Source organism: Streptomyces sp. NPDC002573, assembly GCF_042889625.1.
Taxonomy (GTDB): domain Bacteria; phylum Actinomycetota; class Actinomycetes; order Streptomycetales; family Streptomycetaceae; genus Streptomyces; species Streptomyces gibsoniae.
This window is the reverse complement of record NZ_JBIARC010000002.1, coordinates 296025-320985: the sequence shown is the minus strand read 5'-3', so window position 1 is coordinate 320985 and position 24961 is coordinate 296025. Positions and strand designations below refer to the sequence as shown.

At 70.9% G+C, this 24961-nt stretch carries 23 protein-coding genes; 14 read left to right on the top strand and 9 right to left on the bottom strand.

Going from position 1 to position 24961, the window contains the following annotated elements; translation table 11 throughout:
- Positions 1 to 79 precede the first annotated feature (79 nt).
- Positions 80 to 1150 carry a class I SAM-dependent methyltransferase gene (locus tag ACFYX0_RS03585; RefSeq protein ID WP_388965864.1) on the top strand — a complete coding sequence of 357 codons (1071 nt, stop codon included), beginning with the start codon at positions 80 to 82 and terminating at the stop codon, positions 1148 to 1150.
- On the opposite strand, the gene ACFYX0_RS03580 is transcribed toward ACFYX0_RS03585, so the two are convergent.
- Positions 1139 to 2338, bottom strand: coding sequence for a bifunctional adenosylcobinamide kinase/adenosylcobinamide-phosphate guanylyltransferase (locus ACFYX0_RS03580; RefSeq protein WP_388965861.1), 1200 nt, complete (start codon positions 2336 to 2338; stop codon positions 1139 to 1141). The two genes, ACFYX0_RS03585 and ACFYX0_RS03580, sit on opposite strands and share 12 nt — an antisense overlap.
- Before the next feature lie 112 nt (positions 2339 to 2450).
- Between ACFYX0_RS03580 and ACFYX0_RS03575 the strand changes: the two genes are divergently transcribed.
- Complete coding sequence (locus tag ACFYX0_RS03575) at positions 2451 to 2663, top strand: hypothetical protein (RefSeq protein WP_355919514.1); 213 nt, start codon at positions 2451 to 2453, stop codon at positions 2661 to 2663.
- 85 nt (positions 2664 to 2748) lie between these two features.
- Here ACFYX0_RS03575 and ACFYX0_RS03570 read toward each other — a convergent pair whose 3' ends face one another.
- The 3 genes from ACFYX0_RS03570 to ACFYX0_RS03560 form a co-directional block, all read right to left on the bottom strand.
- Positions 2749 to 3813, bottom strand: a complete 1065-nt coding sequence (locus tag ACFYX0_RS03570) for a S1C family serine protease (protein WP_388965858.1) — start codon at positions 3811 to 3813, stop codon at positions 2749 to 2751.
- A gap of 69 nt (positions 3814 to 3882) precedes the next feature.
- On the bottom strand, positions 3883 to 4584 hold the full coding sequence (locus ACFYX0_RS03565) for a class I SAM-dependent methyltransferase (protein ID WP_388965855.1): 702 nt from the start codon (positions 4582 to 4584) through the stop codon (positions 3883 to 3885).
- 83 nt (positions 4585 to 4667) lie between these two features.
- Positions 4668 to 5294, bottom strand: coding sequence for a DUF3043 domain-containing protein (locus ACFYX0_RS03560; RefSeq protein ID WP_388965852.1), 627 nt, complete (start codon positions 5292 to 5294; stop codon positions 4668 to 4670).
- Positions 5295 to 5592: 298 nt separating this feature from the next.
- Between ACFYX0_RS03560 and ACFYX0_RS03555 the strand changes: the two genes are divergently transcribed.
- The 5 genes from ACFYX0_RS03555 to ACFYX0_RS03535 all read left to right on the top strand — a co-directional run bounded on the left by ACFYX0_RS03555 (position 5593) and on the right by ACFYX0_RS03535 (position 12288).
- Complete coding sequence (locus ACFYX0_RS03555) at positions 5593 to 6390, top strand: PspA/IM30 family protein (RefSeq protein WP_311690704.1); 798 nt, start codon at positions 5593 to 5595, stop codon at positions 6388 to 6390.
- Between the two features lie 65 nt (positions 6391 to 6455).
- The gene (locus ACFYX0_RS03550; protein ID WP_311690706.1) at positions 6456 to 6734 is read left to right on the top strand and encodes a hypothetical protein; all 279 of its coding nucleotides are present in this window, start codon (positions 6456 to 6458) and stop codon (positions 6732 to 6734) included.
- A gap of 181 nt (positions 6735 to 6915) precedes the next feature.
- Complete coding sequence (locus tag ACFYX0_RS03545; protein WP_388965848.1) at positions 6916 to 8184, top strand: sensor histidine kinase; 1269 nt, start codon at positions 6916 to 6918, stop codon at positions 8182 to 8184.
- A 22-nt stretch (positions 8185 to 8206) separates the two neighbouring features.
- A complete protein-coding gene (locus ACFYX0_RS03540; RefSeq protein ID WP_388965846.1) occupies positions 8207 to 8884 on the top strand; it encodes a response regulator in 678 nt (225 codons plus the stop codon).
- A 278-nt stretch (positions 8885 to 9162) separates the two neighbouring features.
- Positions 9163 to 12288 (top strand): efflux RND transporter permease subunit, encoded by a 3126-nt coding sequence (locus tag ACFYX0_RS03535; RefSeq protein ID WP_388965843.1) that lies wholly within the window; start codon positions 9163 to 9165, stop codon positions 12286 to 12288.
- Positions 12289 to 12380: 92 nt separating this feature from the next.
- Here the strand turns inward: ACFYX0_RS03535 and nadA are convergent, their stop codons facing one another.
- Complete coding sequence (gene nadA, locus ACFYX0_RS03530; protein ID WP_388965840.1) at positions 12381 to 13565, bottom strand: quinolinate synthase NadA; 1185 nt, start codon at positions 13563 to 13565, stop codon at positions 12381 to 12383.
- A gap of 391 nt (positions 13566 to 13956) precedes the next feature.
- Between nadA and ACFYX0_RS03525 the strand changes: the two genes are divergently transcribed.
- Complete coding sequence (locus ACFYX0_RS03525) at positions 13957 to 14313, top strand: iron-sulfur cluster assembly accessory protein (protein ID WP_311690716.1); 357 nt, start codon at positions 13957 to 13959, stop codon at positions 14311 to 14313.
- A gap of 79 nt (positions 14314 to 14392) precedes the next feature.
- Here ACFYX0_RS03525 and ACFYX0_RS03520 read toward each other — a convergent pair whose 3' ends face one another.
- Together ACFYX0_RS03520 and ACFYX0_RS03515 are read right to left on the bottom strand one after the other, a co-directional pair.
- Positions 14393 to 15937, bottom strand: a complete 1545-nt coding sequence (locus ACFYX0_RS03520; protein ID WP_388965837.1) for a hypothetical protein — start codon at positions 15935 to 15937, stop codon at positions 14393 to 14395.
- A 178-nt stretch (positions 15938 to 16115) separates the two neighbouring features.
- Entirely contained in the window at positions 16116 to 16325 is a 210-nt protein-coding gene (locus ACFYX0_RS03515; RefSeq protein WP_355919487.1) for a hypothetical protein, read from the bottom strand.
- 133 nt (positions 16326 to 16458) lie between these two features.
- Between ACFYX0_RS03515 and ACFYX0_RS03510 the strand changes: the two genes are divergently transcribed.
- A complete protein-coding gene (locus ACFYX0_RS03510) occupies positions 16459 to 17433 on the top strand; it encodes a carbohydrate kinase family protein (RefSeq protein ID WP_388965835.1) in 975 nt (324 codons plus the stop codon).
- 21 nt (positions 17434 to 17454) lie between these two features.
- On the opposite strand, the gene ACFYX0_RS03505 is transcribed toward ACFYX0_RS03510, so the two are convergent.
- A complete protein-coding gene (locus tag ACFYX0_RS03505; protein WP_388965832.1) occupies positions 17455 to 18831 on the bottom strand; it encodes a cysteine desulfurase/sulfurtransferase TusA family protein in 1377 nt (458 codons plus the stop codon).
- A 258-nt stretch (positions 18832 to 19089) separates the two neighbouring features.
- Between ACFYX0_RS03505 and coxB the strand changes: the two genes are divergently transcribed.
- From coxB to ACFYX0_RS03485, 4 genes are all read left to right on the top strand, one after another.
- Positions 19090 to 20049, top strand: coding sequence for a cytochrome c oxidase subunit II (gene coxB, locus ACFYX0_RS03500; RefSeq protein ID WP_311690726.1), 960 nt, complete (start codon positions 19090 to 19092; stop codon positions 20047 to 20049).
- Positions 20046 to 21782 carry a cytochrome c oxidase subunit I gene (ctaD, locus tag ACFYX0_RS03495; RefSeq protein WP_355919478.1) on the top strand — a complete coding sequence of 579 codons (1737 nt, stop codon included), beginning with the start codon at positions 20046 to 20048 and terminating at the stop codon, positions 21780 to 21782. Before coxB ends, ctaD begins: the two co-directional genes overlap by 4 nt.
- Positions 21779 to 22177, top strand: coding sequence for a cytochrome c oxidase subunit 4 (locus ACFYX0_RS03490; protein ID WP_311690730.1), 399 nt, complete (start codon positions 21779 to 21781; stop codon positions 22175 to 22177). Before ctaD ends, ACFYX0_RS03490 begins: the two co-directional genes overlap by 4 nt.
- Positions 22178 to 22305: 128 nt before the next feature.
- Positions 22306 to 23577 (top strand): Ig-like domain-containing protein, encoded by a 1272-nt coding sequence (locus tag ACFYX0_RS03485; protein ID WP_355919475.1) that lies wholly within the window; start codon positions 22306 to 22308, stop codon positions 23575 to 23577.
- Between the two features lie 146 nt (positions 23578 to 23723).
- Here ACFYX0_RS03485 and ACFYX0_RS03480 read toward each other — a convergent pair whose 3' ends face one another.
- Complete coding sequence (locus tag ACFYX0_RS03480) at positions 23724 to 24125, bottom strand: hypothetical protein (protein ID WP_388965829.1); 402 nt, start codon at positions 24123 to 24125, stop codon at positions 23724 to 23726.
- Positions 24126 to 24303: 178 nt separating this feature from the next.
- Between ACFYX0_RS03480 and ACFYX0_RS03475 the strand changes: the two genes are divergently transcribed.
- On the top strand, positions 24304 to 24924 hold the full coding sequence (locus ACFYX0_RS03475; protein WP_311690736.1) for a heme-copper oxidase subunit III: 621 nt from the start codon (positions 24304 to 24306) through the stop codon (positions 24922 to 24924).
- The last annotated feature ends 37 nt before the right edge of the window (positions 24925 to 24961 follow it).

Genomic DNA, 24961 nt, shown 5'->3' with positions numbered 1-24961 from the left:
CGGCCGTACTCCCTGTCGCCGCGGTCGTCCGTCGTCCCGCCCACCCCAGCCGCCACCCCCGTCGCCACAGGAGCCGCCCATGCGCCGTACCCCACGGACGGCCGCCGCGCGCCGCGCCGAGCGCCGCGGTCACGCCGTCCCGGACCCCGCCCGGTCGCAGGAGCCGCGCCGCGAGGACTGCCCGTGGTGCGGCTCCGCGCGGCTGCGCACCCGGGTCCAGGCCCGGAGAAGCGCCCCGGAGGCGGTCCGGCCGGGCGCCTTCGGCGTCGACGAGTGCCGGGACTGCGCCCATGTCTTCCGCAACCCCTGCCCCGCCGCCGAGGAGAGCGCCCGTCGCGGCCACCACGACGCCCCCGACGGCCGCCCCGCGTACGACCGGTTCACCGAACGCCTCCTCGGCGCCCGCGAGAGCGCCCGGCGCCACCGGGCCGCGGCCCGCGCGCTCGGGCCCCACCAGGAGCCGGAGAGCTGGCTCGACGTCGGCACCGGGCACGGCCACTTCCCCGAAGCGGCCAAGGAGATCCACCCGTACACCTCCTTCGACGGACTGGACCCCACCCGGCGTGTCCACCAGGCACGGGCCGCGGGCCGCGTCGAGGAGGCCCACCGCGGCCACCTCACCGACCCGGCGGTCCTCGCGCGGCTGCGCTCCCGTTACGACGTCCTCAGCATGGTCCACCACCTGGAGCGCACCCCCGACCCGCGCGCGGAACTGCGCGCCGCCCTGGCCGTGCTGCGCCCCGGCGGCCATCTGCTCATCGAGGCCGCCGACCCCGGCTGCGCGTTCGGCCGGCTGCTCGGCAGGCGATGGGTCCCCCACGGGAGCCCGCACCACCTCCACCTCGTGCCGCCGGCCAACCTGCTGACCGAACTCGAGGCGCTGGGCTGCGCGATCGTCGCCACGGACCACCGCGAGCCGCATCTGCCGTACGACCTGGCGGGCGCCCTCGCCCTGACCCTGGCCCGTGCCCTGCCGACGCCGGACACCCGGGGGCGCACCGCACCCCTGCGCACGGCCCTGGCGAGGGCCGCCGTCCCGCTCGCGGCCACGGCCACGGCGGCGGACCACGTACTGGCACCGCTGCTGCGGCGCACCCGCTTCGCCAACGCCTACCGGGTCATCGCGCGCACGCCGCCGTCATCCGCGTAGCGTCAGCGCCTGCCCGGCCACCACCAGCAGCACATGCTCGCACTCCGCCGCGAACGCCGCGTTCAGACGGCCGAGTTCGTCGCGGTAGCGGCGCCCCGACGCTGTCGCCGGGACGATCCCGGAGCCGACCTCGTTCGAGACGGCGACGACCGTCCGGCGGGTCTCCCGCACCGCCGCCGCCAGCTCCTGCACCCGTGCCCGCAGGGCCCGTTCGCCGCCGCTCGCCCACTCCGCGTCGTCCCACGCGTCCACCGCGTCCATCGCGTCGGTCAGCCACAGCGACAGACAGTCGATCAGCAGCGGGGGCCCCTCCTCCTTCAGCAGCGGTACGAGGTCACAGGTCTCGGTGGTCTGCCAGGACCCGGGCCGTCGCTCCCGGTGCGCGGCCACCCGCGCCGCCCACTCCGTGTCCCCGCCCCGCGTTCCGCCCGTCGCGACGTACAGCACGTCCGGGAACGCCTCCAGCCGCCGTTCGGCCTCCACCGACTTGCCCGAGCGCGCCCCGCCCAGCACCAGCGTGCGCCGGGGTACATCCGGCACCTCGTCGTACGCGCCCACGGCCAGCGTCGTCCCGTCCGGCACGGCTCGCGCCCCCGCGGCCGCGAGCCGGCGCCGCAGCTCGGCGCCCGGTGCCACCTCGTGGTCGAGGTGCACGGCGACCACATCGGTGGCCGGCCCGAGCGCCCCCACCGCCCGCAGCCGCGCGACCGCGTCCGGCCGCCCCATCACATCGGCGACCACCATGTCGTACGGCTCCACCGGCCCCGCGAGGCCCGCGGGCGCCCCGCCCGGCGGCAGATACAGCAGCCGCATCCCGTCCGGGCCCGTCACCGCGTAGCCCGTGCCCGGCGCGTCCATCGCCAGGGCCCGTACCCGGTGCCCGGTCAGCAGCGCCAGCTCCCGCCCGTCCGGCACCCGAGCGGGCTGCGGCAGACCCGCGGGGACCTCCACCGGGGGCCCCTCGTGCGGGTGGGTGAGGAGCACCTGGCGCACCCCGGCCAGCGAGTGCCCGGCGCGCGCCGCCGCGAACGCCGCACCCGGCGTCAGATCCAGCAGCAGCGTGCCGTCCACCAGCAACGAGGTCGCCGCGCGCGCCTCGGGCCCGAGCGCACGCGCGCAGACCGCACAGGGACAGTCGAGGCGGGGAAGTCCCGCGGGGGCACCGGTGCCGAGCAGAGTCAGTTCCACGGACCCGATTTTCCCGGGTCGCCGCAGGTCTTGCGCGTCCGGTTAGGCTCGGAACAATGGCTGGACCAAGATCCGGCCGGTGCTCTGCATGTGCTCACATTGGGAGGCGTACATGGCGGCATGGACGTGGCGGTTCGAGAAGGCCGACGGGGCGGAGGTCCAGCCCGCGGTCGTGCCCGAGGAGTTCACCACGCAGGGGGACGCCGAGTCCTGGATCGGGGAGCACTGGAGGGACCTGCTCGACGGCGGCGCCGACCAGGTGCGGCTGTACGAGGACTCGACGGAGATCTACGGGCCCATGAGCCTGCGCGCCGACGAGTCGTAGCCGAAAGAGGCACCCGCGTACGCGCGCGGGCGGGGCGGGCGAGGGCCGTACGGTCGTCACCCGCCCCTCGTCCGGCTCACCCGCGCTACTGCTCGCCCAGGGTGACGTCGACCGTCCGCCGGCTGCCGTTGCGGGTGTAGGTCACGGTCGTGCGCTGTCCCGGCTTGTCGCCGGCGAGCGCCTCGGCGAGCGAGGTGATCGTGGTGATGTCCTGGCCGCCCAGCTCGGTGATGACGTCCCCGGCCTTCAGGCCCGCGCGGTCGGCCGCGCCGCCCCGTACGACCTCGACCACCGCGACCCCGGCCGGCTGATAGGCGCCGTTCACCACCGTGCGGCCGGTGATGCCGAGCGCGGCCCGCCCCGAGTCGGTGACCCGGCCGGTCTTGATGATCTGGTCGGCGATCGTCTTCACGAGGGACGCCGGGATGGCGAACCCGATGCCGGGCGCCGCGCCGTTGCCGAGCTCCGGGTCGACGGCGGCGAGCGTGGGGATGCCGATGACCTGGCCGTTCAGATCGACCAGCGCGCCCCCGCTGTTGCCGGGGTTGATGTCCGCCGAGGTCTGCACCATGTTCGCGATGGTGGCGCCCGTGCCGCCCTCGCTGTTCCCCTCGCTGACGGTCCGCCCGGTCGCCGAGACGATCCCCTCGGTCACGCTCGACGACAGCCCGAGCGGTGAGCCCATGGCGAGGACGATCTGCCCCACCTCGACCTTGGCCGAGTCGCCGAAGACGGCCGGCCGCAGACCCCGCGGCGTCCGGTCCAGGCGGATGACGGCGAGGTCCTGCTGCGGGTACGAGAAGACGAGGCCGGCGGTGAGCACATCCTGGCTGTTGGCGGTGGTCACCTTGAACCTTTTGCCGCTGCCCACCACGTGGGCGTTGGTGACGATGTGCCCCTTGTCGTCGTAGACCACCCCGGACCCGAGGGCCTCACCGGCCTGGATCTGCACCACCGACGGCAGCACGTTCTTGATGACCCGCTGGTAGTCGCTCTGCAGATCGTTGGCCGTCGTGGGGGAGGGGGCCCGGGCGCTGGTCGGGCTCTTGGCCCGGGCCGGCTGCCCGGAGCCGGTGCATCCGGGCAGGACCAGACACCACAGGAGAAACGGAACGCACCGCCGAACGGTACGGGCACGGGTAGCGTCCATGCCCCGAGTCTCTCCTCGGGAGGGACTCCCGGCGCTTCCTGCGCGTCCGAACGAGGGGCAGGCCCCGATTCAGCCGCGCACTCCGCACAGATGCAGCAACGCGGCCACACCCCGGTACGGATCCGTCCGCCCCGCCCGTTCCTCCGCGGCCAGCAGCCGCTCCACGTCCTCGGGGACCGGAGCGTCGTCGGGCGCCGTGTCCGTGAAGACCCGCACCCCGTACCAGGTGTGCAGCGGCGCCCCGATCCCGGCGAGCGTCGCGGTCAGCGTCGCCAGCCGGTCGGCGCGCACGGCCAGGCCCAGACGGTTGGTGTAGGCGGTGGTGTCGAAGGAGGCGAGCGCCGTGTCCCAGTCCCCGGACAGCCCCGGCCGCAGCGCCAGCGCGTCCCCGTTCCGTACGAGCAGCGACAGCAGTCCCCCGGGCGCGAGCATCCGCGCCAGCCCCGCCAGCAGCGGATCGGGCTCGTCCACGTACATGAGCACCCCGTGGCACAGCACCACGTCGAAGCTGCCCGGCAGGAAGTGCACCCCCGTGTCGCGCCCGTCCCCCTCGATGATCCGCATCCGCTCCCGGATGCCCTCGGGTTCCCCCGACAGGGCCCTGCGGGCCACCTCGATCATCGTCGGGTTCTGTTCGAGCCCGGTGACCCGGTGCCCGGCCCGGGCCAGGCGCAGCGCCTGGGTGCCCTGGCCCATCCCCACGTCCAGCACCCGCAGCCGCTGCCCGACCGGGAACCGCCCGGCTATCTGCTCGTCGAGCTGCCGGGCCACCAGCTCCTGCCGTACGACGTCACGCAGGCGGCCCAGCCGGTCCAGCCACGCTCCGGCCGCATCCCTGGAGAAGGAATCCGCGCTCAGGGCCGCTCTCCGCGCTTGACCTGCGCCTTAGGCAGCCGGAATCGGCGCATCTGCAGGGAGCGCATGAGCGCGTAGGCGACCGCGCCCTTCTTGTTCTGGTCGGGGAAGCGCTCGTTCAGCCGCTTGCGCAGGCGGAACCCGGAGAGGATCGAGTCGAGCACGATCATCACGATGACCACGAGCCACAGCAGCAGCGCGATGTTCTGCAGCGAGGTCGTCTTCACCAGGCTCAGCGCCAGGATGATCACGGCCATCGGCAGGAAGAACTCCGCCACGTTGAAGCGCGCGTCGACGTGGTCGCGGGCGAACTTGCGGACCGGGCCCTTGTCCCGCGCCGGCAGGTACCGCTCGTCACCGCCGGCCAGCGCCTGGCGCTGGCGCTCCATCTGGACGCGGCGCTCGTCGCGCTGGCGCTTGGAGGCGTCCTTGCGCGTCATGGGCGTGTTGGCGACGCTGCGGCGCTGGGACTGGGCCTCACTGCGCTTGGGCGTGGGCCGGCCCTTCTTGGCCTGCGGGTCACGGGTCTGCTTGGAGTCGGTCACCGGCGCCTTGTCGGCGGGGGCCTTCTCTTCCTTGGCACGGCTACGGAACACAAAACCCAAGGGTACGGGGTTCCCCCGCATGGACCCCAGCCGAGTGGGGAACGATCCGGCAACACCGGTCGTCTGTAGTGGGACAGAGGGCCTCAAAAGGAGGACCACCGGCGTTCTTCCGCAGGCCGGCTGAGGGAATCCCGGAGTCACCCCGTACGTAACCTCGGGGGACACCTACTCCCTACGCCGGAGCGGGACCGTACGCAGTCGTCCTTGGGGATGACCGCATCCGTCCCCGAACAGTGCGGTAATGGATGCAGGGCCCGTACTGTGGGTCCTGTCGCAGACCTGTGAGCTGGAGTCCGTCAGAAGGGGGCGCGCGAAGCCCATGAGCGGTGTCATGAAGCGTATGGGGATGATCTTCCGCGCGAAGGCGAACAAGGCCCTTGACAGGGCCGAGGACCCGCGCGAGACCCTCGATTACTCGTACCAGAAGCAGCTGGAGCTGCTACAGAAGGTGCGTCGCGGAGTCGCGGACGTGGCGACCAGCCGCAAGCGCCTGGAGCTCCAGCTCAACCAGCTGCAGCAGCAGTCCACCAAACTGGAGGACCAGGGCCGCAAGGCGCTGGCGCTCGGTCGGGAGGACCTGGCCCGCGAGGCGCTGTCCCGGCGCGCCGCGCTCCAGCAGCAGGTGACGGACCTGGAGTCCCAGCACCAGACCCTGCAGGGCGAGGAGGAGAAGCTGACCCTGGCGGCCCAGCGCCTCCAGGCCAAGGTGGACGCCTTCCGCACCAAGAAGGAGACCATCAAGGCGACGTACACGGCGGCCCAGGCGCAGACCCGGATCGGCGAGGCGTTCTCCGGCATCTCCGAGGAGATGGGCGACGTCGGCCTGGCGATCCAGCGCGCCGAGGACAAGACGGCCCAGCTCCAGGCCCGCGCGGGCGCGATCGACGAGCTGCTGGCCTCCGGCGCCCTGGACGACCCCTCCGGCATGGCCAAGGACGACATCCAGGCGGAGCTGGACCGGCTCTCCGGCGGCACGGACGTCGAGCTGGAGCTGCAGCGCATGAAGGCGGAGCTGGCGGGAGGCACCTCCGACCAGCGGCAGGCACTGGAGGGCGGCACGGGCCAGGGGCAGTCCCAGTCCCAGCCGCAGGACACCCCGCGCTTCGACAAGCAGTGACGCTCGGCAGGCCGTAACCTCACGTAACGCTGTCATCCACCGGGTCCCACGTACAGGAGGGCCACATGATCGTGCGGATCATGGGGGAGGGGCAGGTGAAGCTGGACGACGCCCACTTCACCGAACTCAACAAGCTGGACGACGAGCTGCTCCAGGAGATGCAGAGGGACGACGAGGAGGGCTTCCGGCGCACGCTGAACGCCCTCCTGGACGCGGTGCGCCGGCTGGGCACCCCGCTGCCGGACGAGTCCCTGGAGCCGTCGGAGCTGATCCTGCCGTCGCCGGACGCGAGCCTCGCGGAGGTCCGCGAGATGCTGAACGACGACGGCCTGATCCCTGGCTGACGGCGGCCCGCTCCCGGGCCGGAGGGGGCCGGCACCTCAGGTGCCGGCCCCTCTCGTACATCGCGGGGCCCTCCTTCGGCGGGCCCCGCGTCTTCCGGGTGCCCCCATCAGGGCCCCGCGTCTCCGGGGTACCCCCACCACCCTGGTTCCGCCTGCCGCGGGCCCCCCGTACCGTGAATCCGTGAGCACCCTTGAACGCACCTGGTGCCGGATCAGCGCCCATCCCCTCGCGCTGGACGCCGCCATCGCCTTCGGCGTCCTGGTCTCCATGGTGGCCAGTTCCTTCGTGGACCCCCATGGCGAGCACGGCGCCCACTGGGGCGCGCGCAGTCCGGGTGTGCTCAGCCTCGCCCTGATGGTGCTCGGGGCGGCGGCGCTCGTCCTGCGCCGCCGGCGTCCGCTGGCCGTCCTCGCGGCCACGGTCGCCCTCTCCCTCGTGGAACTCGTCGTCGCCGACCCGCGTGCCCCCGTCTCGATGTCCGCGGTCGTCGCCCTCTACACCGTCGCCTCCACCACCGACCGCCCCACCACCTGGCGGGTCGGCCTGCTCACCATGACGGTGCTCACCGGCGCGGCCATGCTCACCGGTCCCCTGCCGTGGTACGACCAGGAGAACCTCGGCCTCTTCGCCTGGACGGGCATGGCCGCCGCCGCGGGCGACGCCGTCCGCAGCCGTCGTGCCTTCGTGCACGCCATCAGGGAGCGCGCCGAACGCGCGGAGCGCACCCGCGAGGAGGAGGCCCGCCGCCGGGTCGCCGAGGAGCGCCTGCGCATCGCCAGGGATCTGCACGATGTGGTCGCCCACCACATCGCCCTGGTCAATGTGCAGGCCGGGGTGGCCGCGCACATCATGGACAAGCGTCCCGACCAGGCGAAGGAAGCCCTCGCCCATGTCCGCGAGGCCAGCCGCAGCGCGCTCAACGAACTGCGCGCCACCGTCGGTCTGCTGCGGCAGTCCGGGGACCCCGAGGCACCCACCGAGCCCGCCCCCGGTCTCGCCCGTCTCGACGAACTCGCCGACACCTTCCGCAACGCCGGGCTCCCCGTGGAGGTCGCCCGCGCCGACCACGGCACGGCCCTGCCCGCGGCCGTCGACCTGGCCGCGTACCGGGTGATCCAGGAAGCCCTCACCAATGTGCAGAAGCACGCGGGCCGGACGGCGAAGGCCGAGGTCAGCGTGGTCCGGGTGGGGCCCCATGTGGAGATCACGGTCCTCGACGACGGCAGCGGCGAGGACACCGGGCCCGGGCACGACGACGGACGCGACGGACCTGACGGGCGCGGCGAACACGACGGGCACGGCGGGCACGGACTGCTGGGCATGCGGGAGCGGGTCACCGCCCTCAGCGGGGCCCTCACCACCGGTCCCCGGTACGGCGGCGGGTTCCGGGTCCATGCGATCCTGCCGGTCGAGACGCGCACGACGACCGCGGCCGGGGAGAACGTGTGACCGCCGCCCAGAAAGGGCCCGTATGACCATCCGTGTCCTGCTCGCCGACGACCAGGCACTGCTGCGCAGCGCCTTCCGGGTGCTTGTCGACTCGGAGCCGGACATGGAGGTGGTGGGCGAGGCGTCCGACGGCGCGGAGGCGGTCCGGCTGGCCGGGGAGCGGCGCGCCGACCTGGTCCTCATGGACATCCGGATGCCCGGCACGGACGGCCTCGCCGCGACCCGGCTGATCAGCGCCGACCCCGCTCTCGCGAACGTCCGTGTGGTCATACTGACGACCTTCGAGGTCGACGACTACGTCGTGCAGTCGCTGCGCGCCGGGGCGTCCGGGTTCCTCGGCAAGGGGTCCGAGCCGGAGGAGCTGCTGAACGCCATCCGGGTCGCCGCGGGCGGCGAGGCGCTGCTGTCACCCGCCGCCACCAAGGGACTGATCGCCCGCTTCCTCGCCCAGGGCGACGACGACGGACGCGACCCGGCCCGCTCCGACCGGCTCGACACCCTGACCGGCCGGGAACGCGAGGTGCTCGTCCAGGTCGCCGGCGGCCACTCCAACGACGAGATCGCCGAACGCCTCCAGGTCAGCCCGCTGACGGTCAAGACGCATGTCAACCGGGCCATGGCCAAGCTGGGCGCACGCGACCGGGCGCAACTCGTCGTCATCGCCTATGAGTCGGGGCTGGTGCGGCCGAGGGTGGAGTGAGCCAGTGGGGGCACCGCCCGCGCGAGCGAAGCCGAGCGTGGGGGAGCGTGCCGGGCGTCGCGCCGGGGCGAACGTTGCCTGCCGGGGCGCTGGGTCGAGGCCGCTACGTCCAAGGGTGGAGCGGGCTCCATCGGGCCGTACTGCGCCCGCAGTAGGCGTACTCACAAGGAACAGGACCTCGGGGCGACGGAACCACTTCCTCGCATGCCTCAGTGTGTAGTGGGGCGCTTCTGTGCGTCCCGAACCTTCCGCTCAGCCACAGAGAGAGACGCCGACCCATGTCCTGGCTGTCACGATTCAGCCTCGCGCAACGGGCCCTGATAGCGCTGATGTCCATCGTCGCGCTCGTCTTCGGGGCGATCGCGATCCCACAGCTCAAGCAGCAGCTCCTGCCCACCATCAACCTGCCCGTCGTGTCCGTCCTGGCCCCGTACCAGGGGGCGTCCCCCGACGTGGTCGAGAAGCAGGTCGTCGAGCCCCTCGAGGACACCCTGCAGGCAGTGTCCGGCATCAAGGGCGTCACCTCCACGGCGAGCGAGGGCAACGCCGTCATCATGGCGTCCTTCGACTACGGCAACGACACCAAGCAGCTCGTCGCCGACGTCCAGCAGGCCGTCAACCGGGCCCGCATCAAGCTCCCGGACTCGGTCGACCCGCAGGTCATCGCCGGTTCGACGGACGACATCCCGACCGTCGTCCTCGCCGTCACCTCGGACAAGGACCAGCAGGCCCTGTCCGACCAGCTCGACAAGACCGTCGTGCCCACGCTGAAGGACATCTCCGGCGTCGGCCAGGTCACCGTCAACGGCGTGCGGGACCTCCAGGTCACGGTCACGCCCGACAACGCCAAGCTCGCGCAGGCGGGGCTGACCCCGGCCGCGTTGGGCCAGGCCCTGCAGACGGGCGGCGTGACCGTCCCCGCGGGCTCCTTCGACGAGGACGGCAGCAACCGCACGGTCCAGGTCGGCGGCGGGTTCACCTCGCTGCAGCAGATCGAGGACCTGATGGTCACCGGCGCGCCCGGCAAGAAGCCCGTACGCCTCGGTGACATCGCCACGGTCCGGCAGCAGGAGGCCAAGGCCGACTCGATCACCCGTACCGACGGCAAGCCGAGCCTCGCCGTGGCCGTCACCATGGACCACGACGGCAGCGCGGTCGCCATCTCCAAGGCCGTCAAGGACAAGCTGCCGGACCTGCGCAAGGACCTCGGCTCCGGCTCCACCGTCACCGTGGTCAGCGATCAGGGCCCGGCGGTCTCCAAGTCCATCGACGGTCTGACGACCGAGGGCGCGCTGGGTCTGCTCTTCGCGGTCCTGGTGATCCTGGTCTTCCTGGCGTCGGTGCGCTCGACCCTCGTCACGGCGGTCTCCATCCCGCTGTCGGTGGTCCTGGCCCTGATCGTGCTGTGGACGCGCGACGTGTCGCTGAACGTGCTCACGCTCGGCGCGCTGACCATCGCCATCGGCCGGGTCGTCGACGACTCGATCGTGGTTCTGGAGAACATCAAGCGGCACCTCGGCTACGGCGAGGAGCGGCAGTCGGCGATCCTCACCGCGGTCCGCGAGGTGGCCGGCGCGGTGACCTCGTCCACCCTGACGACGGTGGCGGTCTTCCTGCCGATCGGTCTGGTCGGCGGCATGGTGGGCGAGCTGTTCGGCTCGTTCTCCCTCACCGTGACGGCGGCCCTGCTGGCCTCGCTGGTGGTGTCGCTGACGGTCGTGCCGGTCCTGTCGTACTGGTTCCTGCGCGCCCCGAAGACCATGCCGGAGGACGCGGCCGAGGCCCGCCGGGTCGCCGAGGAGAAGGAGGCGAAGAGCCGGCTCCAGCGTTTCTACGTGCCGGTGCTGCGCTTCGCGACCCGTCGCCGTCTCACCAGTGTGGCCATCGCGGTGGTCGTGCTGATCGGCACCTTCGGCATGGCGCCCCTGCTGAAGACGAACTTCTTCGACCAGGGCGAGCAGCAGGTGCTCACCGTCAAGCAGAAGCTGAAGCCGGGCACGAGCCTGGCGGCGACGGACGCCCAGGCCCAGAAGATCGAGAAGATGCTCTCCGGTGTGAAGGGCGTCAAGGACTACCAGGTCACCGTCGGTTCGTCCGGCTTCATGGCCGCCTTCGGCGGTGGCACCGGCAGCAACCAGGCCTCGTACACGGTCATGCTGGACGACTCCGCCAAGTACAAGGACGTCCAGACCCGCGTCGAGGACGGCCTGGCCAAGCTCTCCGGGATCGGTACGACCACGGTGTCGGCCGGTGACGGGTTCGGCAGCCAGGACCTGAGCGTGGTCGTGAAGGCGGCCGACGCGAACGTGCTGCGCACGGCGTCGGAGCAGGTGCGTGCCGAGGTGGCCAAGCTCAAGGACGTCACGGACGTGTCGAGCGACCTGTCGCAGAGCGTGCCGCGTATCTCGGTCACGGCCGACTCCCGTGCCGCGGCGGCCGGTTTCAACGACCAGACGCTCGGCGCCGCGGTCGCCCAGGCCGTCGAGGGCACCAGGACGGGCAAGGCGATCCTGGACGACACCGAGCGCGACATCGTCATCAAGGCGGAGAAGCCGGCGCAGACGCTGGACCAGCTGAAGCAGCTGCGGCTCGGCCCGGTGAAGCTCGGTGACATCGCGACGGTCAAGCTGGTGGACGGCCCGGTGTCGATGACCCGGATCGACGGCCAGCGCGCGGCCACGATCACGGCGCGCCCGACCGGTGACAACACGGGTGCGGTGAGCGCGGACCTCCAGGCGAAGATCAAGGCGCTGAAGCTCCCGGCGGGCGCGAAGGCCGAGATCGGCGGTGTCTCGCAGGACCAGAGCGACGCGTTCAAGAACCTGGGCCTGGCGATGCTGGCCGCGGTGGCGATCGTGTTCATGCTGCTGGTGGCGACGTTCCGCAGCCTGGCCCAGCCGCTGATCCTGCTGGTGTCCATCCCGTTCGCGGCGACCGGCGCGATCGGCCTGCTGATCGCCACGGGCACCCCGATGGGCGTCCCGGCGATGATCGGCATGCTGATGCTGATCGGCATCGTGGTGACGAACGCGATCGTGCTGATCGACCTGATCAACCAGTACCGCAAGCAGGGTTACGGCGTGGTGGAGGCCGTGGTCGAGGGTGGCCGCCACCGTCTGCGCCCGATCCTGATGACGGCCCTGGCCACCATCTTCGCGCTGCTGCCGATGGCGCTGGGTGTCACGGGCGAGGGCGGTTTCATCGCCCAGCCGCTCGCGGTCGTGGTGATCGGCGGTCTCGTCACGTCGACCCTGCTGACCCTGCTGCTGGTCCCGACTCTCTACGCGATGCTGGAGCTCCGCAAGGAGCGCCGCGCCAAGAAGAGGGCGGCGAAGCGGGCGAAGAAGGGGGGGACGCCGGTCGAGCCGGCGGAGTCCGGCGAGCCGGAGCCCGCGGGCGTGTAGTCCTCCGGGTATGACCAAAGGCCCGGTCCGCACGAAGGTGCGGGCCGGGCCTCGTCGTGCACGGGCCGGACGGGTGCCGGCCGGGCGTGCGGCTACGGCAGGGCGAGCATCCGCTCCAGCGCCAGCTTCGCGAACGCCTCGGTCTCCTTGTCCACCTCGATGCGGTTGACCAGGTTGCCCTCGGCCAGCGACTCCAGCGCCCACACCAGGTGGGGCAGGTCGATGCGGTTCATCGTCGAGCAGAAGCAGACCGTCTTGTCGAGGAAGACGATCTCCTTGCCCTCCGGAGCGAAACGGTTCGCCAGGCGCCGGACGAGGTTCAGCTCCGTGCCTATGGCCCACTTGGAGCCCGCCGGGGCGGCCTCCAGCGCCTTGATGATGTACTCCGTCGAGCCGACGTAGTCCGCGGCGGCCACGACCTCGTGGCGGCACTCCGGGTGCACCAGCACGTTCACCCCGGGGATCCGCTCCCGGACGTCGTTCACCGAGTCCAGGCTGAAGCGGCCGTGCACCGAGCAGTGACCGCGCCACAGGATCATCTTCGCGGCGCGCAGCTCCTCGACGGTCAGCCCGCCGTTCGGCTTGTGCGGGTTGTAGACCACGCAGTCGTCCAGCGACATGCCCATGTCCCGCACCGCCGTGTTGCGGCCCAGGTGCTGGTCCGGCAGGAAGAGGACCTTCTCCCCCTGCTGGAACGCCCACTCCAGGGCCCGCTGCGCGTTGGACGACGTGCAGATGGTGCCGCCGTGCTTGCCCGTGAACGCCTTGATGTCCGCGGACGAGTTCATGTACGAGACGGGGACGACCTGCTCCGCGACGCCCGCCTCGGTCAGCACGTCCCAGCACTCGGCGACCTGCTCGGCGGTGGCCATGTCGGCCATGGAGCAGCCGGCCGCCAGGTCGGGCAGGACGACCTTCTGGTCGTCGGACGTCAGGATGTCCGCCGACTCCGCCATGAAGTGCACACCGCAGAACACGATGTACTCGGCCTCCGGGCGGGCCGCCGCGTCCCGGGCCAGCTTGAAGGAGTCGCCGGTGACGTCGGCGAACTGGATGACCTCGTCGCGCTGGTAGTGGTGGCCCAGCACGAAGACCTTGTCGCCGAGCTTCTCCTTGGCGGCGCGGGCCCGCGCGACCAGGTCCGGGTCGGACGGGGAGGGCAGGTCGCCGGGACACTCGACGCCCCGCTCGCTCTTCGGGTCGGCCTCACGGCCGAGCAGCAGGAGGGCGAGGGGCGTCGGCTGTACGTCGAGCTCCTGGGTCTGGGCGGTGGTCACCTCACGCACCCTTTCTGTTCTGCGGCTCGCCGGCCCGAAAGGGGTCGGCGGGACATGCGGGACAAGCCTTTTCGTCGAAATGACGCTATCTATCATAACCGCTTCACGTCAGTTTGACGATGGCCATAGTGTCGATGTGACGTGAATCCCGGAGCGGTCCGGCCCGTCGCACAGCGGCCGTCCGGGCGTCGTACGGCGGCGGTCCGCAGGTCGTACGGCACATGGCGCGGCGGTGTCACCCGGGTCGTCCACAGGCCGGTGTCCGTGTTCCGGCGTATGTGCGAGCATGAAGAGGGAGCGAAAAGAAACGCGCTCGGCCCGGAATGAATCCGCGGCCACGCCGGTTGCACTCGTCGGCAAGCAGTCTCCGTACACACCGGGAGAGATGTAGATGTCCGTACAGGACGAGACCACCACCGTCACCGACGGCATCATCCTGACCGACGCCGCCGCGGCCAAGGTCAAGGCCCTGCTCGACCAGGAAGGCCGTGACGACCTGGCGCTCCGCGTCGCCGTCCAGCCCGGCGGCTGCTCTGGCCTGCGCTACCAGCTCTTCTTCGACGAGCGCGCGCTCGACGGCGACGTGAAGAAGGACTTCGGCGGGGTCGCGGTCGTCACCGACCGCATGAGCGCCCCGTACCTGGGTGGCGCCACCATCGACTTCGTCGACACGATCGAGAAGCAGGGCTTCACCATCGACAACCCGAACGCAACGGGCTCCTGCGCCTGCGGCGACTCCTTCAGCTGAGCCGGCACCTCGCCGGTGACCACGAAGGCGGCGTCCCCCTCCACGGGGGACGCCGCCTTCGTGCTGTCACGGACCGCCGTCAGCGGGACGAGTCCGTCCCGCCCGAGGACGCCCTCGGCAGCGTGTCCGTCGTGTCCTTGGGGATCGGCTTTCCGTCCGAGCCCACCACCTGGCGGTCGCCCAGCGGCGCCTTCAGCCGCAGCGTGGCGTGGTAGACCTTGGCGATCATGGCGCAGACCCTGCCCTGCCAGGGCGTCTCGGTCACGGTCACCGTCACCCGCTCGGAGTCCTCGCGCACGGATGCCGCGTAGTCGGCGCACACCCCGCCCTCGTAGGCGACGGTCAGGTTCCGGCCGTCGGCGGTGTAGCCCAGCACCTTCACTTCGTGGCGCGCGGGCGAGGGCCGGGTGCCCGGTCCGCTCGCCGACGGGCTCGGCCGCGGGGCCGGCGTCCCGCTCGGCTCGCCCGGCGGCCTGGGCGCGACCAGATACCGCGGCTCGACCGCGGGATACGTCACCGTGAAGGTGTCGCCGCCCGAGGCCCCCGTCCCCCGCACCTCGAACAGCCACGACGGCACCAGCACCGCCTTCCCGTCCACCGCGTGCACGGCCAGTCCGAACACCGCGCCCTCCACGGACGCCGACGTCCGCTGCGGCGAGGCCGGGCCCGCCGTGCACGGCTTCTCGTCCCGGTCCTTCACCGGTACGGGTCCGGGGCAGCCGCCGATGCCCTTGCGGCCGTACGACGACGGCGCGCCGTTCATCAGGTCCAGCGTCTTCCGCGCGCCGAGCACGGGATAGACGGCGCCCTTCACCGGCGCCGCGAGGTTGCCGCTGCCGCCGATGACCTTGCCCTCGGGGCTGATCCGCAGCCCGGTCGTCCAGCCGTGCGTGGGCAGCCCGCCCACCACCGGTTCGGCGTTCACCACCCGCACCCGGTCCATGAGCTGGGACGCGTCCAGCTTCGCGTCGTCCTGGCCGACCGCCTTGAGCGCTGGAGCGGCCGCCTGCCGTGCCGCCTGCTCGCTCACCGGGCCCGGCCCGGCCCCCGCCGGCCCGGACCCGCCGGGCCGGCACGCCTTGCCCCGCGCGCAGTTGTCGGTGCCGGGCACATAGGAGCTGAACGTCCAGGTGCCCGGCGCGTCCCGGTTGACCCGCAGATTCGGCTCGGCGCTGTCCTTCACCGCCCCCACCTGCCAGGCGTCGCCGACGAGCCTCGGTGTGCCGCTCAGATCCAGGGCCTTGGCGAGCCGGGCCACCTCGTCCTGGGTAACCCGCCCCTTCGCCCAGTACACCGGCGCCGACCTCGGCCCGTCGGGTAGGGAGCCCCGGACGGTGTACGTGGTGCCGTAGGGGTTGGGCTCACCTACCGCGATACCCGGGGCGCCCTCGCCGGCGCCGTCGAGGGCGAGCGCCGGGGGAGTGCTGTCGCCGCGCGACGCGGGGGAGCCGCCCGATCCGCCGGACGCGCTCGCGGCGAGAAAGGCCCCGCCGCCACCGACGAGCAGAACCGCGGCCGCGACCGAGGCGACCACCACGGGGGAGCGCCGCCGCGGCGTGGCACCGTCCGTGTCCTCGGTGACGTCGGGGGCGCCGTTCGTGTCGTCGGGTCGCTCGGTGCTCACCGCATCGCTCCTTCGGCTCCACTGCTGTCCCGGAAGACCCCGCCGTACCCGAAAGGAGCACCCAGGGGTCGTATCCCGCCTCCTCATCAAGGAGGACGGCGATGGGACGCACAGGGGGAGCGCACGGTTCCCTCGTGACGCGCCCGGGGTTCCGGGCCCGGAACCCCGTGAGGACCGGTCAGTCCCCGTAGTCGGACATCGCGTCCAGCAGCCGTGCCGACGCGGGCGGCACGCTCACGCCGTGGATCCGGGAGGGGGAGACCGGCCGGGAGGCGCTCTTCTCGGGCGGGGCCCAGTGCGGGACCATCCGGGCGCAGTCGCCGCGCAGCGCCGCGAGGCCTCCGTCGGGGTCGAGCGGGCCGGTGCCGTGGAACTCGGGCTTCGTCATAGCGGAACCGTAGGCACGCTGAAGTCGAAGGCGAAAGATCTACTATTGGGTAGTTTCGCCTGCTTCAGTGGGACGGGCCGACCGGGTAGCGTGAACTGTCAATCCCCCACCTCCACAGGAGCGTGTCCTCGCCGTGCGTATCGCTGTCACCGGCTCCATCGCCACCGACCACCTCATGACCTTCCCCGGTCGTTTCGCCGATCAGTTCGTCGCGGACCAGCTGCACACGGTCTCGCTGTCCTTCCTGGTCGACCGTCTCGACGTACGCCGGGGCGGGGTGGGCGCGAACATCGCCTTCGGAATGGGTCAGCTCGGCACCCGGCCGGTCCTGGTCGGCGCGGCGGGCTCGGACTTCGACGAGTACCGCGCCTGGCTGGACCGGCACGGGGTGGACACGGCCTCCGTGCGGATCTCCGACACCCAGCACACGGCCCGCTTCGTCTGCACCACCGACGCCGACCACAACCAGATCGGCTCCTTCTACACCGGTGCGATGAGCGAGGCCCGGCTCATCGAGCTCAAGACGGTCGCCGACCGGGTGGGCGGCCTGGACCTGGTCCTGATCGGCGCGGACGACCCGGAGGCGATGCTGCGCCACACGGAGGAGTGCCGCTCCCGGGCCATCCCCTTCGCCGCGGACTTCTCGCAGCAGATCGCCCGGATGAACGGCGACGAGATCCGGATACTGCTGGACGGGGCGACCTTCCTCTTCTCCAACGAGTACGAGAAGGGGCTCATCGAGAGCAAGACCGGCTGGAGCGACGCCGAGATCCTGGGCCGGGTCGGCCACCGGGTGACCACGCTCGGCTCGCGGGGCGTGCGCATCGAGCGGTCCGGCGACGACCCGATCGAGGTCGGCGTGCCCGAGGAGACCGCCAAGGTCGACCCGACCGGCGTCGGCGACGCCTTCCGCGCGGGCTTCCTGTCGGGCCTCGCCTGGGGCGTCTCCATGGAGCGCGCGGCCCAGGTCGGCTGCATGCTCGCGACCCTGGTCATCGAGACGCTGGGCACCCAGGAGTACCAGCTGCGCCGGGCCCACTTCATGGACCGCTTCACCAAGGCCTACGGCGACGAGGCCGCGATGGAGGTCCAGGACCACATGGTCTGACCGCGCACCCGCGGACGTACGTCAGGAGAGCCGGCGGACCAGGTAGGCGGAGCCCCGCTCCGCCGGCTCCTCGCCCATGTACTGCTGCCCCCGCATCTCGCACCACGCGGGGATGTCCAGCCGGGCCGCCTCGTCGTCCGCGAGGACGCGCACGGTGCCGCCCACCGGGACGTCCCCGATGACCTTCGCCAGCTCGATCACCGGGATCGGGCAGACCTTGCCGAGAGCGTCCACGACGAGCGCGTCCTCGTGCACGGCCGTCCGCGGCGCCGGCGCGCCGAGCTTCTCGCGCACCGTCGCCACCACGTCCGGCAGCACCGAAAGGAATCGGTCGATCTCGTCGGCCTCGACTCCCGGTGGCAGCGACACCCGGACGTTGCCCTCGCTCAGCACCCCCATCGCCTTCAGCACATGGCTCGGGGTCAGCGTGCTGCTCGTACAGGACGAGCCCGACGAGACGGAGAAGCCCGCACGGTCCAGCTCGTGCAGCACCGTCTCCCCGTCGACATAGAGACAGGAGAAGGTGACGATCCCCGGCAGCCGCCGGACCGGATCGCCCACCACCTCCACATCGGGGACCAGTTCCGGCACCCGCGTCCGGATCCGCTCCGTCAGCTCCCGCAGCCGGCCCGCCTCCTGGGCCGCCTCGGCCCGCACCGCGCGCAGCGACGCCGCGGCCGCCACGATCGCCGGGATGTTCTGGAACCCGGCCGCCCGCCCCGACTCCCGCTCGTCCAGGGGCCCTTGTGGCGCGAACCGCACCCCCTTGCGGACGACGAGCAGCCCGACACCCGAGGGTCCGCCCCATTTGTGGGCACTCGCCGTCAGCAGCGACCAGTCGCCCTCCACCGGGCCCCAGCCCAGCGACTGCGCCGCGTCCACCAACAACGGCACCCCGGCCGCCCGGCACGCCTCGGCCACCTCGGCCACCGGCTGCACCGTGCCCACCTCGTGGTTGGCCGACTGCAGACAGGCCAGCGCGGTGTCCGGGCGCAGCGCCGCCGCGTACGCCTCGGTCTCGGCCCTGCCCGCCCGGGTGACCGGCACCCGCGTCACCGTTCCTCCCGCGGCCTCGAACGCCTCCGCCGAATGGAGGACAGAGGAGTGCTCGACGGCAGACACGATCAGGTGACGTCCGACCCGGCGGCGGCCGGCCAGCGCCCCCTCGATCCCGGAGTGCACCGCCCGGGTGCCGGAGGCGGTGAACACCAGCTCGTCCGGGCGGCAGCCCACGGCCTCGGCGGCCGCCTCGCGCGCCGCGTCCAGCAGCCTGCGGGCCCGCCGTCCCTCGCGGTACAGCCGGGCGGGGTCGGCCCACCCCTCGTCCACGGAGGCCAGCAGGGCCTGACGTGCGACGGGGTGCAGGGGAGCGGCGGAGGCGGCGTCGAAGTAGGACACACCGCAACGCTAACTCCTGCGAACCGCGAGGCCTCTCGCGGCGGCCGAAGGGCCCGTCAGGAGGGGCCCACAACCGGGCATTCCCTCCCTTCGGGGTGTCCGGCGGCGCGTTGGGCACCCTCCCCGCGCGGCCCCAAATGGCGTCCAGTAGGGTTTGGTCCGCATAAACATCCAAACCCCTGCCCGACGCAGGGCGGCGACCGACCAGCGAGAAGGCGGCAGCCGACCGCGCGGGCGAGACTCTCGGGAAGGCGCTACGTGAGTCCCAACGGCTCCGACCGCTCGCCGCGGCGCCCGATGCGGCGGAAGCTGCTGCAGGCACTGACCGCGGGCCTGGTCCTGGCGACCGCCACCGGTTGCACATACAAGGACTTCCCCCGCCTTGGTATGCCCACCCCGGCCACGGAAGAGGCTCCGCGGATCCTCTCCCTGTGGCAGGGCTCCTGGGCTGCCGCGCTCGCCACCGGCGTGCTGGTCTGGGGCCTGATCCTGTGGAGCGCCATGTTCCACCGGCGCAGCCGCACCAAGATCGAAGTTCCTGCGCAGACCCGGTACAACATGCCCATCGAGGCGCTGTACACCGTGGTCCCGCTGATCATCGTCTCGGTGCTCTTCTACTTCACGGCTCGCGACGAGTCGAAGCTCCTCAGCCTCGACAAGAAGCCCGACGTCACCATCAACGTCGTCGGCTACCAGTGGAGCTGGGGCTTCAACTACGTCACCCCTGTCAGCGGGGTGACCGGTGACGCCAAGACCGATCCGAACCTGAGCGCGATCCCGGACCGGTTCAAGAAGGACTTCCCGGCGAACGCCGGCGGTGTCTACGACTTCGGTACGCCGGCCACGCGGAACCCGCAGACCAACAACCCCGGTCCGACCCTCTGGCTCCCCAAGGGCAAGACGGTCCGCTTCGTCCTGACCTCGCGCGACGTCATCCACTCCTTCTGGGTGCTGCCGTTCCTGATGAAGCAGGACGTCATTCCGGGCCACACCAATGCCTTCCAGGTGACCCCCAACATGGAGGGCACCTACCGCGGCAAGTGCGCCGAGCTCTGCGGCGTCGACCACTCCCGGATGCTGTTCAACGTGAAGATCGTCTCGCCCGAGCGTTACGAGCAGCACCTGAAGGACCTGGCGAAGAAGGGGCAGACCGGTTACATCCCCGCGGGCATCGCGCAGACGAGCCACGAGAAGAACCGGGAGACGAACAACCTGTGAGCATCCTCAACGAACCCCAGGGTGCCGCCGCAGTTACGGGCTCATACGAGAACGAGCTGCCGGTCAGGCGCAAGAATCCCGGCAATGTCGTCGTCAAGTGGCTGACCACCACTGACCACAAGACGATCGGCACGCTGTATCTGGTCACGTCGTTCGCGTTCTTCTGCATCGGCGGCGTCATGGCGCTCCTCATGCGCGCCGAACTCGCCCGGCCTGGTCTGCAGATCATGTCGAACGAGCAGTTCAACCAGGCGTTCACGATGCACGGCACGATCATGCTGCTGATGTTCGCGACGCCGCTGTTCGCCGGCTTCACGAACTGGATCATGCCGCTGCAGATCGGCGCGCCCGATGTGGCGTTCCCGCGGCTGAACATGTTCGCCTACTGGCTCTACCTGTTCGGCTCGCTCATCGCGGTCGGTGGCTTCCTCACCCCGCAGGGCGCCGCCGACTTCGGCTGGTTCGCCTACAGCCCGTTGTCGGACGCGGTCCGCTCGCCGGGTATCGGCTCCGACATGTGGATCATGGGTCTGGCCTTCTCCGGCTTCGGCACGATCCTCGGTGCGGTCAACTTCATCACCACCATCATCTGCATGCGCGCACCCGGTATGACCATGTTCCGCATGCCGATCTTCGTGTGGAACGTGCTGCTGACCGCCGTTCTGGTCCTGCTGGCCTTCCCGGTCCTCGCGGCCGCGCTGTTCGCCCTGGAGGCGGACCGCAAGTTCGGTGCGCATGTGTTCGATGCGACAAATGGCGGCGCTCTACTCTGGCAACACCTCTTCTGGTTCTTCGGCCATCCAGAGGTGTACATCATCGCGCTACCGTTCTTCGGCATCATCTCCGAGATCATCCCGGTGTTCTCCCGTAAGCCGATGTTCGGTTACATGGGCCTGGTCGGCGCGACCATCGCGATCGCCGGTCTGTCCGTGACGGTGTGGGCGCACCACATGTACGTCACCGGTGGCGTACTGCTCCCGTTCTTCTCCTTCATGACGTTCCTCATCGCCGTCCCGACCGGTGTGAAGTTCTTCAACTGGATCGGCACGATGTGGAAGGGCTCGCTGTCCTTCGAGACACCGATGCTCTGGGCGACCGGCTTCCTGATCACCTTCGTGTTCGGTGGTCTGACCGGTGTCATCCTGGCCTCGCCGCCGCTGGACTTCCACGTCTCCGACTCGTACTTCGTGGTGGCCCACTTCCACTACGTGGTCTTCGGTACGGTCGTGTTCGCCATGTTCGCCGGCTTCCACTTCTGGTGGCCGAAGTTCACGGGCAAGATGCTCGACGAGCGCCTCGGCAAGATCACGTTCTGGACGCTGTTCGTCGGCTTCCACGGCACGTTCCTGGTGCAGCACTGGCTGGGCGCCGAGGGTATGCCGCGACGCTACGCGGACTACCTCGCGGCCGACGGCTTCACCGCCCTGAACACGATCTCGACGATCTGCTCGTTCCTGCTCGGTCTGTCGATACTGCCGTTCTTCTACAACGTGTGGAAGACGGCGAAGTACGGCAAGCCGGTCGGCGTGGACGACCCGTGGGGCTACGGCCGTTCGCTGGAGTGGGCGACCTCCTGCCCGCCGCCGCGGCACAACTTCCTCACGCTGCCGCGGATCCGTTCCGAATCCCCCGCCTTCGACCTGCACCACCCGGAGATCGCCGCGCTCGAGCAGCTCGAGCACGCGGGTGCCGGTAGCAAGGCCGTCTCCGGTGGCAAGGAGGCCGGCAAGTGAAGATCCAGGGCAAGATGTTCCTCTGGCTGGCCGTCTTCCTCCTGATCATGGCCATCGTGTATGGCCTGTGGTCGAAGGAACCGGCCGGTACCACCGCGCTCTTCCTGGCCTTCGGCCTGAGCGTGATGATCGGCTACTACCTGGCCTTCACGGCCCGGCGGGTCGACGCGGGCGCCCAGGACAACCTGGAGGCCGACGTCGCGGACGACGCCGGTGAGGTCGGCTTCTTCAGCCCGCACAGCTGGCAGCCGCTCGCCCTCGGTGTCGGTGGCGCGCTGGCCTTCCTGTCGATCGCGATCGGCTGGTGGCTGATGTACTTCTCCGCCCCGCTGATCCTGGTGGGCCTGTGGGGCTGGGTCTTCGAGTACTACCGCGGTGAGAACCGCACCCAGTAACACGCGTTCAACGCACGGGAGCCCGGACACTCTCCGAAGTGTCCGGGCTCCCTCTTTTGGCGCGCTTCACGTCCCCCGCACGGCTCTCCCGGCGCGCCGCGGCCCAGCGGGGTTCATAGCGTGAGCTCATGAGCCACTCAGTCTTCTTCCGGGGGCCACGACACCGCACGGTCGTCGGCTGCACCCTGCTGCTGATATCCCTTGCCGTGGGCCCTGTCGCCTGCGGCGTCGACGGCGACCCGCTCGCCGCGCATCCGTTCGACGCGGCGGACCAGATCGCCTACAACGCGCCTGCCGACAACGACAAGAAGGCCGATCCCGACAAGCCTCTGGAGATCACCGCGGACTCGGACGGACGCATCACCGACGTCACGGCCGTGGACGCCCGAGGGCGCTATCTGGCCGGTGAACTCAACGCCGACGGCAGCCGTTGGCACAGCACCTCACCGCTGGCCGCCGGCACCCACTACACGGTGCAGGTGAGCACGGAGGACGAGGACGGCGCACCCGGCCGCAAGGTCCTTGAGTTCGACACGGCCGTCCCGAAGACCAAGAAGATGCTGAACGTCGCCCTCGGCCCCGACGCCGGGACCTACGGCGTCGGCCAGCCCGTCACGGCCGCACTCAGCGAGCCCGTCAAGGACAAGGCGTCCCGCGCGATCGTCGAACGCGCCCTCAAGGTGGACACGGTGCCCGCGGTCGACGGCTCCTGGTACTGGGTGGACGACAAGACGCTGCACTACCGCCCCAAGGACTACTGGCCCGCGCACGCCACCGTCACGGTGCACAGCAACCTTGCGGGCGTGAAGGTCTCGGACCGCCTGTGGGGCGCCGACAGCAAACCCGTGCAACTGACCACGGGTGACCGCCTCATCGCCGTCACGGACGCCGCCGCGCACCGGATGACGGTCTACAAGAACGACCAGGTGCTCCGACAGATCGCCGTCACCACCGGCAGGCCCGGCTACGACACCCGCAACGGCATCAAGGTCATCATCGCCAAGCAGTCCGCCGTACGGATGCGCGGGACGACCATCGGCATCTCCACGAACTCCAGCGACTCCTTCGATCTGATGGTCTATTGGGCCGCCCAGGTGACCTGGAGCGGCGAATACGTCCACGCCGCGCCCTGGTCCGTCGACTACCAGGGGTACGCCAACGTCAGCCACGGCTGCACCGGCATGACCACCGGCAACGCCCACTGGTTCTTCGACACCGTGCGGCTGGGCGACATCGTCCAGGTCGTCAACTCCCGGGGCAAGCAGATGGACCCCTTCGGCAACGGCTTCGGCGACTGGAACCTCGACTGGGCCAAGTGGGCCAAGGGCAGCGCCCTGACCCCGGACGAGCCCGGCCCGAGCCCGACGGACATCGCGAGACTGCGACCGCAGGCGGTGTGAGAGAGGCGCCCGGCCCCGGCGAGACGCGCGGGGCCGGGTGAGGCCGTACGAGACGCCTGCGCGGCCCTGGAAGGCCGCCAGGGCGCCCCCTGGCGCCGCGTCAGGCCGTGGTCACGGCCGACGGCTCCGGGGCGCCCACGGCGCCGTCACGCACTCGCGAGGGCCCGCCGCCGCAACAGCGAGGCCAGCGCGGAGGCCAGTTCCACCGGCTCCACCGGCAGCGCCACGGCGGCGTCGGCCCGGCTCCACGTGGCCAGCCACGCGTCCTGCGGGCGTGCGATGAGCACCAGGACCGGAGGGCAGTGGAAGATCTCGTCCTTGATCTGCCGGCATACGCCCATGCCGCCCATCGGCACGGCCTCGCCGTCCAGGACGCACACGTCGATGCCGCCCTTGTCCAGTTCGCTGACGACCGCGGCGGGCGTCGCGCACTCCACGAACCGGACCTCGGGGACGTCCGGCGCCGGCTTGCGCCCGGCTGCGAGCCGCACCTGCTCGCGTGTGCGTGAGTCGTCGCTGTAGACCAGCACCGTGGCGGTCGGCTGCATGCTTCCTCCGGGACGTCAGCGTCGTACGGAACGGACCGTTGGGGCGGATGCTACTCCCTCGGACACCCGGTCAACAGCGGTCCGCACACGGCTTCGATGGGCCATACGGGCACTCCAGACGGTGCGGACACTCCGAACGGCACCCCCCGGAGTGAGGGCGGGATAAGCGCCCGACATAATGTCGGTCGTGGCGACAGCAACGACAGTAGAAACCGGGCACGCGCACCCGTCGGTCAACCGGCCGAACCTCACCAGCGTCGGAACCATCATCTGGTTGAGTTCCGAGCTGATGTTCTTCGCGGCCCTCTTCGCGATGTACTTCACCCTGCGATCGGTGACGGGTCCGACGCACTGGAAGGAGATGGCCAGCCATCTCAACCTTCCGTTCTCGGCGACCAACACCACGATCCTGGTGCTTTCCTCGCTGACCTGCCAGCTCGGCGTGTTCGCGGCCGAGCGCGGTGACGTGAAGAAGCTCCGCGGCTGGTTCATCCTGACCTTCATCATGGGTGCGATCTTCGTCGGCGGTCAGATCTTCGAGTACACCGAGCTGGTCAAGAAGGACGGCCTCTCGCTGTCCTCCGACCCGTACGGCTCGGTGTTCTACCTGACCACCGGCTTCCACGGTCTGCACGTGACGGGTGGTCTCATCGCCTTCCTGCTGGTCCTCGGCCGCACCTACGCGGCCAAGAGGTTCACTCACGAGCAGGCGACCGCCGCCATCGTCGTGTCCTACTACTGGCACTTCGTCGATGTCGTCTGGATCGGCCTCTTCGCCACGATCTACCTGATCAGGTAATCAGCGATCGGCCGCGGCGGACGTTCACCCCATCGGG